General features: G+C 39.1%; 14 protein-coding genes. 12 read left to right on the top strand and 2 right to left on the bottom strand.

Annotated elements, in window-relative coordinates:
- Window positions 1–42 precede the first annotated feature (42 nt).
- Window positions 43–4,476, bottom strand: a complete 4,434-nt coding sequence (gene dnaE, locus PGN18_RS16705; protein WP_335320743.1) for a DNA polymerase III subunit alpha — start codon at window positions 4,474–4,476, stop codon at window positions 43–45.
- 379 nt (window positions 4,477–4,855) lie between these two features.
- Here dnaE and PGN18_RS16700 point away from each other — a divergent pair, with 379 nt between their 5' ends.
- Window positions 4,856–5,200 carry a transposase DNA-binding-containing protein gene (locus PGN18_RS16700; protein ID WP_335320742.1) on the top strand — a complete coding sequence of 115 codons (345 nt, stop codon included), beginning with the start codon at window positions 4,856–4,858 and terminating at the stop codon, window positions 5,198–5,200.
- A gap of 14 nt (window positions 5,201–5,214) precedes the next feature.
- Window positions 5,215–6,252 carry an IS4 family transposase gene (locus PGN18_RS16695; RefSeq protein ID WP_335320741.1) on the top strand — a complete coding sequence of 346 codons (1,038 nt, stop codon included), beginning with the start codon at window positions 5,215–5,217 and terminating at the stop codon, window positions 6,250–6,252.
- A 499-nt stretch (window positions 6,253–6,751) separates the two neighbouring features.
- Here PGN18_RS16695 and PGN18_RS16690 read toward each other — a convergent pair whose 3' ends face one another.
- The gene (locus PGN18_RS16690) at window positions 6,752–7,204 is read right to left on the bottom strand and encodes a lipocalin family protein (RefSeq protein ID WP_335320740.1); all 453 of its coding nucleotides are present in this window, start codon (window positions 7,202–7,204) and stop codon (window positions 6,752–6,754) included.
- A 146-nt stretch (window positions 7,205–7,350) separates the two neighbouring features.
- On the opposite strand from PGN18_RS16690, the gene mdh reads away from it, so the two are divergent.
- From mdh to PGN18_RS16640, 10 genes are all read left to right on the top strand, one after another.
- Window positions 7,351–8,289 carry a malate dehydrogenase gene (gene mdh, locus PGN18_RS16685; protein WP_335320739.1) on the top strand — a complete coding sequence of 313 codons (939 nt, stop codon included), beginning with the start codon at window positions 7,351–7,353 and terminating at the stop codon, window positions 8,287–8,289.
- Between the two features lie 180 nt (window positions 8,290–8,469).
- Window positions 8,470–9,276: an AraC family transcriptional regulator gene (locus PGN18_RS16680; protein WP_335320738.1), complete on the top strand. Its 807-nt coding sequence runs from the start codon at window positions 8,470–8,472 to the stop codon at window positions 9,274–9,276.
- 70 nt (window positions 9,277–9,346) lie between these two features.
- Window positions 9,347–11,152: a S41 family peptidase gene (locus PGN18_RS16675; protein WP_335320737.1), complete on the top strand. Its 1,806-nt coding sequence runs from the start codon at window positions 9,347–9,349 to the stop codon at window positions 11,150–11,152.
- A 60-nt stretch (window positions 11,153–11,212) separates the two neighbouring features.
- Window positions 11,213–11,644: an aspartyl protease family protein gene (locus PGN18_RS16670; protein WP_335320736.1), complete on the top strand. Its 432-nt coding sequence runs from the start codon at window positions 11,213–11,215 to the stop codon at window positions 11,642–11,644.
- A 58-nt stretch (window positions 11,645–11,702) separates the two neighbouring features.
- Window positions 11,703–12,146 (top strand): hypothetical protein, encoded by a 444-nt coding sequence (locus PGN18_RS16665; protein ID WP_335320735.1) that lies wholly within the window; start codon window positions 11,703–11,705, stop codon window positions 12,144–12,146.
- Window positions 12,127–12,522: a group III truncated hemoglobin gene (locus PGN18_RS16660; RefSeq protein ID WP_335320734.1), complete on the top strand. Its 396-nt coding sequence runs from the start codon at window positions 12,127–12,129 to the stop codon at window positions 12,520–12,522. The genes PGN18_RS16665 and PGN18_RS16660 overlap by 20 nt, the downstream gene beginning before the upstream one ends.
- Window positions 12,523–12,586: 64 nt before the next feature.
- Window positions 12,587–13,120, top strand: coding sequence for an SRPBCC family protein (locus PGN18_RS16655; protein ID WP_335320733.1), 534 nt, complete (start codon window positions 12,587–12,589; stop codon window positions 13,118–13,120).
- A gap of 653 nt (window positions 13,121–13,773) precedes the next feature.
- Entirely contained in the window at window positions 13,774–14,451 is a 678-nt protein-coding gene (locus tag PGN18_RS16650; RefSeq protein ID WP_335320732.1) for a response regulator transcription factor, read from the top strand.
- Window positions 14,452–15,804, top strand: a complete 1,353-nt coding sequence (locus PGN18_RS16645) for a sensor histidine kinase (RefSeq protein WP_335320731.1) — start codon at window positions 14,452–14,454, stop codon at window positions 15,802–15,804.
- Between the two features lie 258 nt (window positions 15,805–16,062).
- On the top strand, window positions 16,063–16,560 hold the full coding sequence (locus PGN18_RS16640; RefSeq protein ID WP_335320730.1) for a hypothetical protein: 498 nt from the start codon (window positions 16,063–16,065) through the stop codon (window positions 16,558–16,560).

Raw genomic sequence — 16,560 nt, 5'->3', positions numbered from 1 at the left:
GCGTAAAGATCATCCAAAACGCTTAACGCCAAACGCAGGACGCTAATTCAATTTATAGTTTACAACATTCATCCCCATTAATTGTTCTAAGAACTTATTATTGGGGTTTATCTTTAAATTTTTAGAAGGCAGATCGAGCATAATCTGCTTTTCGCTATCAAAAACAGCAAAGTTAAGTTGACAGTTTTGCTGCTCGGAATTTGCCTTATTGTCTGCTAATATAGCCTCAATTTCTCTCATTAACTGCTCGTTAACCCGCTCAATAGGCACCTGGATAGTTAAACTCTTTGCTAACTTATCACGCAGCTCTGACATGAGGTTAATAGCTGTTATCTTAAATTCCCAATCGCCGGCTTTTCCGAAACGTTCGCCTACCCTTCCCCTAATCTGCAAGAAATACCCTTCGGTTAAAAACGACTTAAACTTTAAAAAATCTTCGCCAAACAAAGCCATTTCACAGGCATCATCATAATCTTCAAAAACAAAAGTTCCGAAAGGTTTACCCGTTTTGGTAATCCGTTGCGATGCCGTTACCACCAGTCCACCTACACAAAGCTCACGGTTTTTCAATTTTTCGAATTCGGCCAAAACCTCTTCGTTGCTATCGCCCATGCGCACCTTATTGATGATACTGAGCTGCCGGACACTGTTGGTACAAAATTTATCGAGTTCGAGTTTATAGTTATCCAAAGGGTGACCGGAAAGGAAAATCCCGATCGCATCTTTTTCATATTTCAAACGGTCCATTAACGCCCATTCTGGTGAAACAGGCAAACTAGGCTCTAAAATCAAATCAGCTTTTGATCCACCGAAGAGCGAAGCCTGAGAAGTGCTTTCATTGTTTTGAAAATCATTAGCATATTTAATAATCTTTTCAATGCCATTCATTTTATCGTTCGGGCCGATATAAAAATACTGCGCCCTGTGTCCGCCAAATGCATCAAAAGCCCCACTATATACAAAACTCTCGTAAGCTTTTTTATTTACAATACGTGTATTAGAACGCTTGGCAAAATCGTACACGCTGGCATAAGGTCCGTTGGCTGAGCGTTCTTCAATGATACTCTCCACCGCCTTCTCACCCACTCCTTTTACTGCCGACATCCCAAAACGGACTTCGCCTTTGGCATTAACTGAGAATTTCAGGTCAGATTCGTTCACATCCGGGCCTAATACGGTAACACTCATCTGGCGACACTCTTCCATAAAGAATGCCACCTGCTTAATATCGCTCATGTTATTGGATAGTACCGCAGCCATGTATTCAGCCGGATAATGTGCTTTCAAATAAGCCGTTTGGTAAGCAATCCATGCATAACAGGTAGAGTGCGATTTGTTAAAGGCATAGGATGCAAATGCCTCCCAATCCTTCCATATTTTTTCTAAAACGGTAGCATCATGGCCTTTTTCCGAAGCTTGTTTCACAAACTTTGGTTTCATTTTATCCAAAACGTCTTTTTGTTTTTTACCCATGGCCTTACGTAAAACGTCCGCCTCACCCTTGGTAAAGCCAGCCAGCTTTTGCGATAAAAGCATTACCTGTTCCTGGTAAACCGTAATTCCGTAAGTTTCCTTCAAATATTCCTCGCAAGCATCCAAATCGTACTTAATTTCTTCCTCGCCATTTTTACGGCGAACGAAACTTGGGATGTATTCCATTGGTCCCGGGCGGTACAAAGCGTTCATGGCAATTAAGTCATCAAAAACCGTTGGTTTAAGCTCTTTCATGTATTTCTGCATACCCGGACTCTCGTACTGGAAAATACCAATAGTTTCTCCGCGTTGGAAAAGCTCATAAGTCATCACATCATCAATCGGGAAATTATCGGGATTGAGGTCAATACCATGCCTTTTCTTAACCAGTTTTACCGTATCCTTAATCAGGGTTAAGGTTTTTAACCCCAGAAAGTCCATTTTTAATAAACCGGCGCTTTCCACAACCGAGTTATCAAACTGGGTAACATATAAATCAGAATCTTTGGCTACTGATACGGGAACGAAATTGGTAATATCGCTCGGCGTAATAATCACACCGCAGGCGTGAATACCCGTATTCCGTAACGATCCTTCTAAAACCTGTGCCTGCTGAATAGTTTCTGCGCTTAAATCTTTCTGGCTGCCCAGGTTTTTCAGTTCTACAACTTTCTCATATTCATCAGGGCGTAAAGCATCTTTTAAACTTTTCTCGTCGAGGTTAAATATTTTAGCCAGCTTCATATTCGGAATCAGCTTGGCAATTTTATCGGCCTCAAATAATGGCAAATCCAATACACGTGCCGTATCGCGGATAGACGATTTAGCGGCCATGGTACCATAAGTAATAATCTGCGCTACCTGATTGGCACCATACTTATTAATTACATACTCCATTACACGGCCACGCCCCTCATCATCAAAGTCGATATCGATATCGGGCATGGATACACGATCGGGATTGAGAAAACGCTCAAAAAGGAGATCGTATTTAATCGGATCGATATTGGTAATCCCCAGGCAATAAGCCACCGCTGAACCTGCAGCTGACCCCCTACCTGGCCCTACTGATACATCAAGGTTACGCGCCTCAGCAATAAAATCCTGTACAATCAAAAAGTAACCCGGATAACCTGTTTTTTCGATAGTGGCCAATTCGAAATCCAGACGTTCAATTACGTCATCGGTTAATGTTCCATAACGACGTTTTGCACCTTCGTAAGTTAAATGCCTTAAAAACTTATTCTCGCCACGTTTACCGCCGTCCATTTCATCTTCGGCTACCAAAAATTCTTCAGGAATATCAAATTTAGGTAACAGTACCTCACGGGCCAGTTTATAGGTCTCAATTTTGTTCAGAATATCCTGAATATTTAAAATCGCTTCGGGCAGATCAGCAAAAAGTGCCTTCATTTCATCAGCTGATTTAAAATAGTATTCCTGGTTAGGTAAACCATAACGATAACCACGACCGCGACCTATCGGTGTAGCCTGCTTTTCGCCATCTTTAACACAGAGTAAAATATCATGTGCGTTGGCATCTTTTTTACTTACATAGTAAGTATTATTGGTGGCCACCAGTTTAACGGCATGTTTGCGGGCAAAAGCAATCAATGTTTCGTTTACACGGTCTTCATCTTCCTGGTTGTGGCGCATCACTTCCAGATAAAAATCGTCGCCAAACATTTCCTTCCACCAGATCAGCGCCTCTTCTGCCTGGCTTTCGCCCATGTTTAAGATCTTACTCGAAATCTCACCACCCATGTTACCCGATAAAACAATAATATCTTCCTTGTATTGCGCTATTACCTCCCTATCAATACGCGGCACGTAATAAAATCCTTTGGTATAGGCTATCGACGACATTTTGGCGAGGTTATGATAGCCATTTTTATTTTTGGCCAGCAATACCATCTGGTAGCCATTGTCTTTCGCTGTACGGTCCAAATGGTTTGCACACACAAAAAACTCTACGCCAACTATGGGTGTCATCACTACCTCAGTAGGGCGTTCGCCAGCTTCTATTGCTGCAGCGTTTTTGGCTTCAGCAGCTTTATTATGATTCAGTACGTTATTAACAAAGTGGAAAGCACCCATCATGTTGGCATGGTCAGTCATGGCAACGGCAGGCATTTTCTGTGCAGCTGCGGCTTTGACCAGATCAGGAATGCTAATGGTACTCTGTAATACTGAAAACTGCGTATGGTTATGCAAATGCACAAAGGTTGCGGCTGCAAGTTCCTGTTTGTTATCGGCTAATGTTTGTTTAGAAATTCCGCTGCCTTCGGTTTTTTGCTGGCGCTTGCGGATTTCATCAGATGCAGCCTTTAAATTAATATGTCTTAATCCTACGCCTTGAATTAAGCCAGGGTTTACCTCTCTAAAACGAGGGAAATATTCTACATCAACAAGCAGTTCTTCTTTTTTGAAAACCTCTCTTTTAATCAGCTCCAGGAAACAACGCGTGGTTGCCTCCACATCGGCAGTAGCATTGTGGGCTTCATTAAAGGGTTCACCAAACAAATAGGAATGTAATTCGGTTAAGGTTGGCAATTTAAATTTACCGCCCCTACCTCCAGGCAGTTGTAAAAGTTGTGCGGTAACTTCGGTACAGGTATCCAAAACGGGCATTTCAGCCAGGCGGTTAGCCACACCAAAACGGTGAAACTCGCAACCCATAATGTTCACGTCAAAACCAACATTTTGCCCGACAATAAATTTAGCTTTGTTTAAAACCTCGTTAAACTTAGCCAACATTTCGTCAAAACCAATACCTTGTTCTGCTGCTAGTTCAGTTGAGATTCCATGAATCCGTTCGGCATCGTAAGGTATATTAAATCCCTCTGGTTTAACCAGATAATCCTGATGTTCAACCAATCTCCCCATCTCATCATGCAGCTGCCAGGCGATCTGTATACAACGCGGCCAGTTATCCGTATCGGTAATGGGTGCATTGTAATTGCGGGGCAGACCCGTGGTTTCAGTATCAAAAATTAAGTACATATTGTGCGGCAAAGAATTAACCGTTATCAAACAATAACGGTTTTTCAAAAATAAGGATTTTGAGGGTTGAAGTTGTCAGTATTTTATCAACAAAATCGGCCGACAGACCTTACAGGTTTCTAAAACCTGTAAGGTTTAAAATAGAAAGATGATTATCATCGTTTCCTAACGATTACATCCATATCGAAACGATGCTATCGTTTTTAAAGGCAATTATTCAATGAAATATTTATTTTTTCTGGAAATGTAGGGTTCGGTTTTTCATGGAGGATTTCAGTCCCGCTTTCCGTTTTATTCCGATGAAGGATCGGAATGTTCACTGCAATCGCCCGCCTGCAACGGCTACTATTAGGACACAAATAAAAAATATCTTTGCAGAATGGATCGCATAGGACATAAACCAGATTTTGATGGGCTTTTGGGAGATAAACGATTAGAGCGTCGAGCAGAGCTGATATCTTCATCCCTACTTCAAAGCAGGAGCTCCAGCATTCATTCAGCTACAAAAAATGAAGCAGAACAGAGAGGTTTTTATCGTTTTCTGGGCAATGAGGCTGTTAATGAGTCCGTTTTGATTAAAGAGATGATACAGCGGTGTGTTAAAAACACGATGGGTAAAGATGTATTGGTAATTCAGGATACCAGTTCCTTCGGTCTAAGCAAAAATGCCAATAACATTAAACCTGGAAGTGGACTCGGTTTGGTTGGGAATAAAACAGGTTAGGATTTCTTTCCCATGTGAGTTTGGTACTTGATGCCGGTAGTGAAGACATATTGGGCTATTGCGACCTCCAGTTATGGCACAGAACCAGGGACAAGTCGAATAATACCACCAAGGTTTACAAAACAGAAGCGATTGAAGAAAAGGAATCTTATAAATGGATTAAAGCGGGCAAGAAAACCAAAGATGTTTTATCACAGGCAGCCCATGTTACCATTATCCAGGATAGAGAGGGCGATATCTATGAGCAGTTCTGTTTAGTTCCAGATTCCCGTACCAGTTTGATCATCCGGAGCAGGGATAACCGAAGACTGGCTGATGGTTCCAAATTACATTCGGTATTGAGGAACGCCCCAGTTCTGGGCGGATACCTACTAACCTTACCGGCCGACCTGCGCAAAGATAAAACCAAAAGAGTCGTGGAAATGGAGGTAAGGTGTCAAAAGGTAAGTATCAAAAAGCCAAGGAACGGAGTTGGCAAAGAGATAGCTGAAGAAAAAGAACTATATGCTATAGAAGCAAGGGAAAAGAATAATGACACCAAAGATGGCGTGTGCTGGAGGCTGCTCACAGACCAGCCCACCTTAAGCTTAGAGGAAGCCCTGAAGATAGTTTATCGGTATACACAGCGATGGTATATCGAGCAACTGTTCCGCATACTAAAAAAACAAGGTTTTCAGATAGAAGAGAGCCAGTTGGAAACAGGATGGGCAATTAGAAAACTATTTTTGATGGTATTAAATGCAGCACTGAGGGTGATGCAGCTTTATCTGGCCTATGGCAAAGAGGACTGTCAAGAGCTTAAGGAAGTGTTTGATCAACAGGAAATTGATTGTCTGGAAGCTATTGAGAAAAATCATCTGCCAAAAACACCGAAAACGATTAATCCATACCGAAAAGACAAACTCTCCTGGGCAAGTTGGATTATCGCAAGACTTGGGGGATGGAAAGGAAATGTTAGATCCCAACCAGCAGGACCCATTATAATAAAAAGAGGATTGGATAAATTTGAAGATATCTATCAAGGCTGGAAACTTGCGGCATTTAAAACTTAAGATGTGTCCTAATAGTAGCTGCAACGGGCAGGGGTTTAATTACCAAAGATAGTAGCACAGTCGGCGCCACCTAAACCCGACAGCAGCGGCAGCGCCCGATTCTTCATCGGGCCTATAGCGAATGGTGGGACTGCATAAACCCAAACGCTTCTGCACTTCCTTTCCATAACACATTAATAAATCTTTAGCACTTAGAACAATGATAAGATTCTTCGCTGCGCTCAGCATCACAAACATTTTATTAGCCGATTTTGACAGGAAATATTCCATCGAGGAATCGTCATTCTCAAGTTGATTGGGAATCTTAAAGCGCTTGCATTAAGATTCCCGCGTGCGCGAGAATGACGGAACGGACTAATGGATTATGTCAATGGTAGTGTAGTCGAATTTCTTCCTAATACCATTAAATAGTATTCGGCTCCGCTCAGACTGACATACGGAATAAATTTAATTTAACTTTAAATATGCTCTTAGCGTGCAAACTGCAAATTGTAAACTGTTAAAAATGCTCCTGGCTCACCAACTCACTTACCTCGTATCCCTTTTGCCTGCATCTTTCTATAATATGCACTAGTAAATCTGCTTCCATCTTTGGCTCACGGGCCATAATAAAAAGGTATTTTTCATCGGGATGCCCTACAACCACATAACTATAATCATCAGCCAGTTCTATAATCCAATAGCCTATTTTAAAAGGCCATAGAAACTGGGCTTTCATATCACCATCAGCTTTTTCCCCGTCAAAAAATAGTTTTGAGGTGATCGATTTTTCTTCAGGTTTCCCATCCTTGTGATAAGTAGTATATACATCGAAATGATCATCATCAACCAAAGTGTAGGTTTCGGTCGTCTGTTTCCAATGTTTATCCAATAAAGTCGGGATTGAATATAAAGAATACCATTTACCCTCAAAGGCTTTATAATCGATATTTGAAATGGGTTTGTTTTCCATAATTTCTGAACACAAAAATTGCTGTTTAGTACTTACTAAGTAAACCCCGATTAAATTATAAAGTTTTAAAATGCATTTTTTAAACTTATATTTATTTATACCTTCGGTAGGTATTTAACGAAAGCAAACCACTAAAATATAATTATATGAAAGTAACGGTTGTTGGCGCAGGCGCAGTTGGTGCCACTTGTGCAGATCACATTGCCCGCAAAGAATTGGCGAGCGAACTTGTATTATTGGATATTAAAGAAGGTTTTGCCGAAGGTAAGGCAATCGACATGATGCAGACTGCAACCCTTTTAGGCTTCGACACCAAAATTACTGGGGTAACGAACGACTATAGTAAAACTGCTGGTTCGGATGTAGTGGTGATCACATCTGGGCTCCCACGTAAACCCGGAATGACCCGCGAAGAATTAATTGGCATTAATGCGGGTATTGTTAGAGGTGTTGCCGAAAATATTTTAAAATTCTCTCCTGATGCCATTTTCATTGTGATCAGTAATCCGATGGATACGATGACCTACCTGGCTTTAAAATTGTTGGGCTTACCTAAAAACCGTATTATTGGTATGGGTGGAACTTTAGACAGCTCACGTTTCAAATTCTATTTATCACAAGCATTAAATTGTAACCCAAATGATTTACAAGGATTTGTAATTGGCGGCCATGGCGATACCACCATGATTCCACTAACCCGTTTAGCCACTTACCAAAGTTTACCAGTAAGCAATTTATTGGATCAAGCTACGCTCGATCAGGTCGCTTCAGATACCATGGTTGGTGGTGCTACCTTAACAGGTTTAATCGGAACATCGGCCTGGTATGCTCCAGGCGCTGCAGGTGCGGCATTGGTTGAAGCTGTTTTACGCGATGAGAAAAAACTGTTTACCTGCTGCGTTTCACTTGAAGGAGAATACGGACAAAACGATATCTGTTTGGGTGTACCGGTAGTTATCGGCCGTAATGGGTGGGAAAAAATCATCGATTTTAAACTAACCGAAAATGAACAGGCAGCATTTAACAAAAGTGCTGATGCGGTAAGAAATATGAACAGTGTACTGGCAGAAATGAAGCTGGTTTAAAATCATTGAATCGTCTTTTGGAGCGGAGTGCAACGAAGTCGAGAAATCTAACTATAGAAATCCGTCTACATAGATTCCTCCCCGCCTGTAAGGGCAGGCCTGTCCGCGCTGGCGGCCATTACACTGCGTTTTAGTCAAGATGACGATTCTATCTAGTCCATTAATTTAAACAATTTAAAATTGAAAATCAAAGATGTAGATAATACACTAACTGATACACACAACATCAGTACCTACCATAAAATCCCGATTTTGGATGGTCTGGAGTTGTTAAACGCTAGAAAACACACCATTGATTTTCCCTTTCATACACACAACAACTTTAATATTACGCTGATCTTAAATCAGACTTTTTATACCAAGCTCAACGATAAATTTCTACAGGCACCTATTGGAACAATTTCAATTACCAACCCAAACGAAGTACATGCAACACCTTGCGACAATAAACTGGGCAATTCATTTTTTACATTTTACATTGCGCCTGATGTGCTCAGAACCTTAAACAAAGGTCGCGATGTATTTTTTGAAGATAAAATCATTTACGATCGGGACCTGGTGAACTGCTTTCATTATTTGTCCAAACACTTTAACAATTCAGCGCTTAATCTCGAAAAAGAGTTGTTACACGTCCTAGAAAGATTGGTTGCCCGTTATGCCTCCAGTATGTATTTCAATGATAAGAAAACAATATTATTTCAGGATTTTATCGGTGAAAACCTAATGGAAAAATTCTCATTAACAGACAGCGCAAAACGTTTCGGATTGGATAAATATAAATTCCTGCGTTTATTTAAACACGAAACGGGTTTAACGCCAAACAATTATATCCTTTTACAGCGTATAGAAAAATGCAAAAAGCTGCTCACTAAAGAAACAGATTTAATGGAGGTGGCTATCGAAACCGGCTTTTATGATGTGGCGCACCTCTCAAGGCATTTTAAAAGGTTTACCGGAGTAACACCATCCGAATATAAAAGGGCTTAAATCCAATTGCAATATCGTACAACGGATGAAGGCATTTAAGCTTTAATTTTGCTATCATAGCTCACAAAAAATGAAAAAAGATAGCCTTACCATCCTTATTATTTTGTTTTTCAGCCTCGCAGTACGTGCGCAAGTAGGTCGAAACCTTATTCCAATCAAAATAGATAAAACTACTGCTGATTTAAACATCAAACAGAGTGAAGAAACTTCGTTCAGCTTCCATTTAAAAAAAGATTTTTACTACCTGATCACAGTTGAGCAAAAAGGAATAGATGTTACGGTAACATTAAAAGATCATCATGGCAAAACCATACAAGATGTAGATTCGCCAAATGGCCGGTTCGGCAGCGAAAAAATCGTCTTTTCGCCAGACAGTACGGAAAACTTTATACTTACGGTTAAACCGCTATCCGAAAGCACCAATTCAAAAGAGGGTCACTATTCGGTTGTGGTACAAAGCCCGCCGAAAAAGTTAAAAAACTTAAGTTACAAAGCCCTTCATCAAGATTTCGATATCCTGAAAAATGCTTTTATAGAAACACATATTGGTTTGTGGTACAATACCTACACGCAATTTGATAGCCTTTGTAATGTGCAAAAAAGCAAGATAAAAGATCAGATGAACGCTTTGGATTTTTATCAGATTGTTGCGCCCGTTGTTACCTATACCAAAGAGGGCCATTGCGCAATCCAACCTTCCGAAGAAACGAGTAATTACATCAGGCAACATGGTAAGTACTTTCCGTTTTTGGTAAAGATTTTGGATAAAAAGGTTTACATCCTGAACGATCTGGGCAATTACAAAACCAAAGGAATGTTGATTTCTAAAATTAATGGCAACAGCATTGAAAGCATTCTGGAGAAGCTTCTAACAATTGAACCAGCCGATGGTTATAATACCACAAGCAAATACCATTGGATAGAAACAGCATTTTCCAAATATTACCTGCGTTTCTTTGAACAACAGCCCAATTTTTTTGATGTTGAACTGATTAACCCAAAAACCAGTGAAAAGATTAACTATAACGAGATACCAGCTTTAAGTTTTAAGCAATACGGAAAATTTGTATCAAAAGAATCAAAATCTATCCCAAATTACAATTATAAAGAACCCGCTGCATTAAAGATAGACACACTGAACAGCACGGCAACACTAACCGTTAATACATTTTCGACCAACGATTATACAGGCGGCAGAAAGGGCTTTAAAGAATTCTTAGCCAAGGGTTTTCAGAACATTGCTGATCGTAAAATAAAACATTTGATTATTGATATCCGGAGAAACGAAGGCGGCGCGCAGGCCATGGAAGACCACCTGATGTCGTACCTGGTCGACAAAGAATATCCAAAATACAAATACGCTGAAATCCCATCTTTTACTTATTCGTTTCTCGATTATACCGAATATCGCGATAAAAACTCACGGGATGATTTCGAGAAAGATTTGAGAGGCGAATTTTATCGCAGCAACGATGGGCGTTATCTGGATCTTCCTGAAAAGTACAAAAGCGATACGCCACAGACCATTCGTTTCAAAGGCGATTTATATATCCTCATCAGTGGTTTATCTTTTTCAGGAGGTTCGGAATTTGCAGCACTGGCAAAAAACTATACCAACGCCCGTTTCATCGGCGAAGAAACAGGTGGTAGCTATTATGGCAATACCAGCGGCTTTTTTATTAATTATACCCTGCCAAATTCTAAATTAACCGGCCGGATCCCACTCATTAAATTTGTTGTTGAAGAAAAACAAAATGGTATCCCTTTTGGTCGTGGGGTAATGCCAGATAATGAGATACAGCCAAAAATTGAAGAATATTTAAGCGGCTACGATACAGAAATGGAATTTGTAAAAAACATGATCAAAAACAAATAACGATTACCTGACATGGTTTTCGGGTTAATTAGCCTAATTTAGGCTTTCAAAACATTTGCTATGAAAGCCATTTCAGTCCCTTTAAAACTGATTAACTTACAGGATGACGGCTTCCATCTTTTGATGGAAGTTGTTGTTTTCAAAGAGAAACATCTGGCCGTACTGGATACCGGCGCTTCAAGGAGTGTGTTTGATAAATCTTTGATTGAACAGCACCTTGCTGAAACATTAAAGGTATCGGATGAGATTAACGCGGCTACACTTTTTACGACTACAACTACCATTCAGGCTACAATTCCCCTTTTAAAAATCGGGACCTTAAAAATCAGGGATTATGAAACCGTTGCCTTCGATCTTCAATCAGTTAGCGATACCTACCAACAGTTTGGCCACCCACCCATAATTGGTATCATTGGTGGCGACATTTTGATTCAGTATAGTGCTGTTATCGATTATAAAAAATTGCGGTTACGGCTTTACAAACAGAAATAACCCAATTAATGACTTTAATCATTCTTTCAAGCGTGGTTCAATCTGATATTTGCACTGAATGAAGAAGTTAATCGCAATTTTTTGTGTTATTTTTTGGGCCGGATTAATTTGCGGAATTAGCTTTTTAGAAGCTCCATTAAAATTTCAGGCGCCAGGAATTACCATCCGATTGGGCCTAGGCATAGGGCAGTTGGTTTTTCAGGCACTAAATAAAATAGAAATTGTATTGCTACTTATCATTCTAGCCTGCTCTTTACCAGCACCATTAAAAAACATTTGCAGTATTTTGCTTTTTTCGGTTACCATCCTGTTAATGATAGATAGTTTTTGGTTATTGCCATTACTTGATGAAAGGGCAAAACTGGTTTTGGCAGGCCATGCCCCCGTAAAAACTTATCATCATATCCTGTATATCGTTATTGATACCATTAAATTCCTGATATTAGTTGCACTAGGTTTCTTAAATTTAAAATCATTGCACCATGAAAAAAGATATTCATGATCGAGCAGATATCATCGTTTTGGTGGATACATTTTACAAGAATGTTGCGCTTAACCTACAGATAGGCCCGATATTTACTGATGTTGCCAAAGTAGACTGGAGTCGCCACCTTCCGAAAATGTACGATTTTTGGGAAAGTATCCTTTTCGGTAAAGCAATTTATAAAGGGAACCCCATGTTAACCCATTTTGCGCTTAACAAACAAACGCCATTGCAGCATGAACAATTTGAAATTTGGAAAGATCTCTTTTTTCAAAATGTAGACGATTTATTTGCAGGCCCCAATGCAGAACTGATTAAACAAAAAGCACAATCTATTGCAGATCTGATGCACTTTAAAATCAATACTCCCTCATCGAAAATCAAAATTGTTTAGGTTGATCTGCTTTGAATTCAACTGCTTTATTTATAAATTTAGTTAACCAAACTAAAATTATGTTATGAAATTTCTCAAAATCTTTTTGAGCATTATTGCCGTGCTGGCAGTAATCATTATTGGGGGCAGTTTTTTTCTTCCAAAAAGCTATTCGGTTAATCGGAGTATCACCATTCTTGCACCCGACAGTATCATTTATAAAAACATTGCTGACTATCATGAATTCTATAAGTGGAATGCCTGGTCTAAGATGGATCCAAAAGCCAAAATCACCATCACTGGTGCTGTTGCTCAGCCTGGTCACCTGTACCAATGGAATGGAGAAAAAAATGGTACGGGACAAATGTTGATCAATAAAGTAGAGGCGAATAAAATGGTTGACATGGAACTGAAATTCATCAAGCCCATGGAAAGCATTGCAGATACTCGTTTCGACATAGAAAAAGCCGGAAACGGACATAAAGTAACCTGGACCATGAGTGGAGAAAGCAAAGGCATCATCAACAAATGGTTTGGCTTATTTATGGATAAAATGATCGGCAAAGATTTTGAAGATGGATTGAAATCACTGAAAGAGAAATCAGAGAAAGGGAATTAGAAATTTTACCACGGAAGCACGCCATATTTTTGACGGAATATTAGTTGAAGTATAATTCAACATAATCCACCTCACCGTGGTATCGTCATTGAGAATAGACTTTTTAGGCCGATAGCCAGTCCCGACTTTTCGGGGAAGCAATCTTAATTACCTGAATTCGATTAATAATGTGCTTTAATTTGGGCTATTTTGCACCTTGCATAAACGGTCGTCACCCTGAACTTCCGCCCGGCCAGGTCGGACAGGTGTTTCAGGGTCTTATAGCAAGGAGGTTTAACAGGAAAGATGCTGACCACGAAGTAGCTACAAGGCAATCGAAAACATCATATCTACTTGTAAGATAAATTCAGCATGACGATCTCATTATTATAGGCATCTAAAAATTAGCTATTTATATTTAGCGAATAATCGATCTGAGGTTGATAGGAAAAATTACCAACATGAAAGATTGCCAGCCTGTTGCCGGCAGGCTTCGTCGTTCCTTCTCGCAATGACTACCATTTTATTGTATCCTGTCGATAGTTCTTTTTGTTATTTCAATAGAAACCCAATCAAACAATTATCCCTGCTTTGGGTTAAAAAAGTATTAAAGCTCTTCTGTCCATCAATTAATATTTTGCAATTTCCTGTTTTTTAGATTACTTTTCCATCAAATGAATTTATTACTTGTAGAAGATGAACCGAGCGTTGTATCTGTAATTTCGAGAGGTTTAACAGACGAAGGATTTACCGTAAGTATTTCCCCTGATGGGCTAATCGGAAAACAGATGGCATTAGAAAATCAGTTTGACCTGATTATCCTTGACATCATGTTACCTGGAATAAACGGTTTGGAACTCTGCAAAATCATTAAGGAACAAAAACCCAATACACCTATTATTATGCTTACCGCTTTGGGCACTACTGAAAATGTGGTAAACGGGCTGGATAATGGTGCAGATGATTATTTAATCAAGCCGTTTAAATTCGCTGAGCTTTTTGCAAGGATCCGAATGCTGCTGAGGCGATACCACGGAGCAGTTTCGCAAGATCAGATTATTTCTATAGGCGACCTGCAGATCAATTTAAGCGCAAAAACCGTAAAAAGAAACCAGCAGGAAATCGTACTTACCGCAACCGAGTATCGGCTATTGGAGTATATGGCCAAAAACAAATCTAAAATTTTATCCCGAATAGACATTTTGGAAAACGTTTGGGATATCGATTTTAACCTTGGTACCAATGTGGTGGATGTTTATGTTAATTATCTCCGCAAAAAAATAGATAAAAATGCAGATCAAAAGCTAATCCATACCGCGGTAGGTTTAGGTTATATATTAAAGGAAAAATAAATGGAGATAGCCAAGAAAATCACTTTACTCTTTGCCATTTTATCTGCAGTTATTATCTCCTTATTGAGTGGTTTTGTTTGGTATTTTTCTAATGAATTTGCCTTTGAAGATTTTTATAAGCGGTTAGAAGCAAGGGTGAATATTGCTGCCCAAATTAAACTCTACGAAGATGACAATAATAAAGTTTACGCAAAAATGCGCAACAGATACCTGGAGCGCCTGCCATCTGAAAAAGAATACATCGTTGAAGCGGGAAAACCAACCAATAAACTAGACCGCGAATTACCAGCCAGTTTTTATAACCGGATAAATGCAGGTTATGTAGCCCGTTATCGTACAGAGAATCACTTTTATGCTGGTAAATTCTTTAAAAATTCGAACGGAGGTTACATCGTTATCGTCTCTGCAAATGATCCTGTTGGTTTCCGTGAGTTAAAAGACCTGCAAAGAATTTTAATCATTGGCTTTTTCCTTTCTGTAATACTGTCATTTGTGGTGGGATGGAAATTTTCCAACTACATGTTAATGCCACTGCGAAAAATCATTAAAAGTGTAAAAAGAATAAAGGCCGAAAATTTACATTTAAGATTAGATGTTAAAAAAGGAAATGATGAAATGTCACAATTGGCCCAAACCTTTAATAACATGCTCAACCGTCTGGAGACAGCTTTCGAAACGCAGAATAATTTTATCAGTAATGCCTCACATGAACTAAGGACACCTTTAACCATCATTAGCGGAGAGGTTGAACTAGCCATGAAAAACATATCGGATAAGGACAAACAGGAAAAAGCATTATCAAAAATCAAGAATGAAGCAGAAAGGTTAGAGCATATTTTAACCAGTTTATTGGGTTTGGCACAATCAGGTTTCAATGGAAAAAACCAGCCTTGGGAAGAAGTACGGATGGACGAATTGTTATGGGAAATTAAAGCGTCTGTAAACCAGGTACATCCCAACAGTAAAATAGAGATCGACTTTAGTAGACTTCCAGATAATGATGAGCTGCTTTCATTGCGGATAAATAAAAACCTGATGAAACTGGCTATAAGTAACATTGTGAACAATGCCTGCAAATATTCTAACGAGAATTTAGTAAGCATTAGTATAGAAAGTAATATGAATATGCTTTCCATCTCGGTAACAGATCGTGGTATTGGCATCCCACAGACCGATATCCAGCATATTTTTGAGCCTTTCTATAGGGCATCTAACACCAATGAATTTAAAGGTTATGGGGTTGGTTTGCCACTTTCCTTAAACATTATCCGTTTGCACCGGGGAAGTATTGCCATTAAATCGCAGGAAGGGGTTGGAACTGAAATTAAAGTTTTGTTACCGGTATCAGGTTAACTGTTAAAATCGTTTAAACTGGTTAATTGTAATTTGGTTTTAATAATGGGACAATTCTTAACAACATAACAATTCAGCCAAAAGTTTAAATCATGCATTTGGCTTCCATACAAATGAACCAATGGCTAATGAACTACTCAACTATTCTAAAAAGGAGTACATTCTAATCTCGTTTTAATCTCGCTCTTATTTCGCTATAATAATATGCGGGTAAACTTGTATAAATAATATTTCAATTCATTTAAACAAGACATAGAGATGAAAACAGTATTAGTTCCAACCGACTTTAAATTAGAAAGTATAAAAATTATTGATGCGCTAGTACAACATCAAAAAAATGAAATATTAAATATCATTTTTGTACATGCCTTTAAATTATCTGATTCCATAACGGATATGTTAATGTTGAGTCGCCGTAGCCGCGACTATGAGAATGTTAGTGATGAATTTTATCAGCAAATCAATCAGGCAAAGACAAAGTACCCTAATCAGATCAACACCATTGGAATTGAATACTTTTATGGCAGTACAGTAGCGGCTTTTAAAAATTTTATCGAAGCTTTTAATGTAGAATGTATTGCTTACTTAAGGGGATACAATTTTACACCAATCAACAAATATAGTATCGACCCTAAAATATTAACAGAACGAGCAGGCTGTGAAGTAATTTTATTAAACGCTCTGACTGTTCATGCCAGTGAAAATTTAATTGATACAAAAATACACGAAACGCAGCTGCAGGAAGCAAATTCTTAA

This window comes from Pedobacter terrae, assembly GCF_036946585.1.
Taxonomy (GTDB): domain Bacteria; phylum Bacteroidota; class Bacteroidia; order Sphingobacteriales; family Sphingobacteriaceae; genus Pedobacter; species Pedobacter terrae_C.
Note: the sequence above shows the minus strand (reverse complement) of the source record. Positions and strands in the feature narration are given on the sequence as shown.

Bases quoted from the DNA above. Each gene is read 5' to 3' on its own strand.
- PGN18_RS16660 (WP_335320734.1), top strand. From the start codon at position 12,127: ATGAAAAAAGATATTCATGATCGAGCAGATATCATCGTTTTGGTGGAT.
- PGN18_RS16640 (WP_335320730.1), top strand. From the start codon at position 16,063: ATGAAAACAGTATTAGTTCCAACCGACTTTAAATTAGAAAGTATAAAA.
- PGN18_RS16650 (WP_335320732.1), top strand. From the start codon at position 13,774: ATGAATTTATTACTTGTAGAAGATGAACCGAGCGTTGTATCTGTAATT.
- PGN18_RS16675 (WP_335320737.1), top strand. From the start codon at position 9,347: ATGAAAAAAGATAGCCTTACCATCCTTATTATTTTGTTTTTCAGCCTC.
- PGN18_RS16645 (WP_335320731.1), top strand. From the start codon at position 14,452: ATGGAGATAGCCAAGAAAATCACTTTACTCTTTGCCATTTTATCTGCA.
- PGN18_RS16665 (WP_335320735.1), top strand. From the start codon at position 11,703: ATGAAGAAGTTAATCGCAATTTTTTGTGTTATTTTTTGGGCCGGATTA.
- PGN18_RS16690 (WP_335320740.1), bottom strand. From the start codon at position 7,204: ATGGAAAACAAACCCATTTCAAATATCGATTATAAAGCCTTTGAGGGT.
- PGN18_RS16655 (WP_335320733.1), top strand. From the start codon at position 12,587: ATGAAATTTCTCAAAATCTTTTTGAGCATTATTGCCGTGCTGGCAGTA.
- dnaE (WP_335320743.1), bottom strand. From the start codon at position 4,476: ATGTACTTAATTTTTGATACTGAAACCACGGGTCTGCCCCGCAATTAC.
- mdh (WP_335320739.1), top strand. From the start codon at position 7,351: ATGAAAGTAACGGTTGTTGGCGCAGGCGCAGTTGGTGCCACTTGTGCA.
- PGN18_RS16700 (WP_335320742.1), top strand. From the start codon at position 4,856: ATGGATCGCATAGGACATAAACCAGATTTTGATGGGCTTTTGGGAGAT.
- PGN18_RS16670 (WP_335320736.1), top strand. From the start codon at position 11,213: ATGAAAGCCATTTCAGTCCCTTTAAAACTGATTAACTTACAGGATGAC.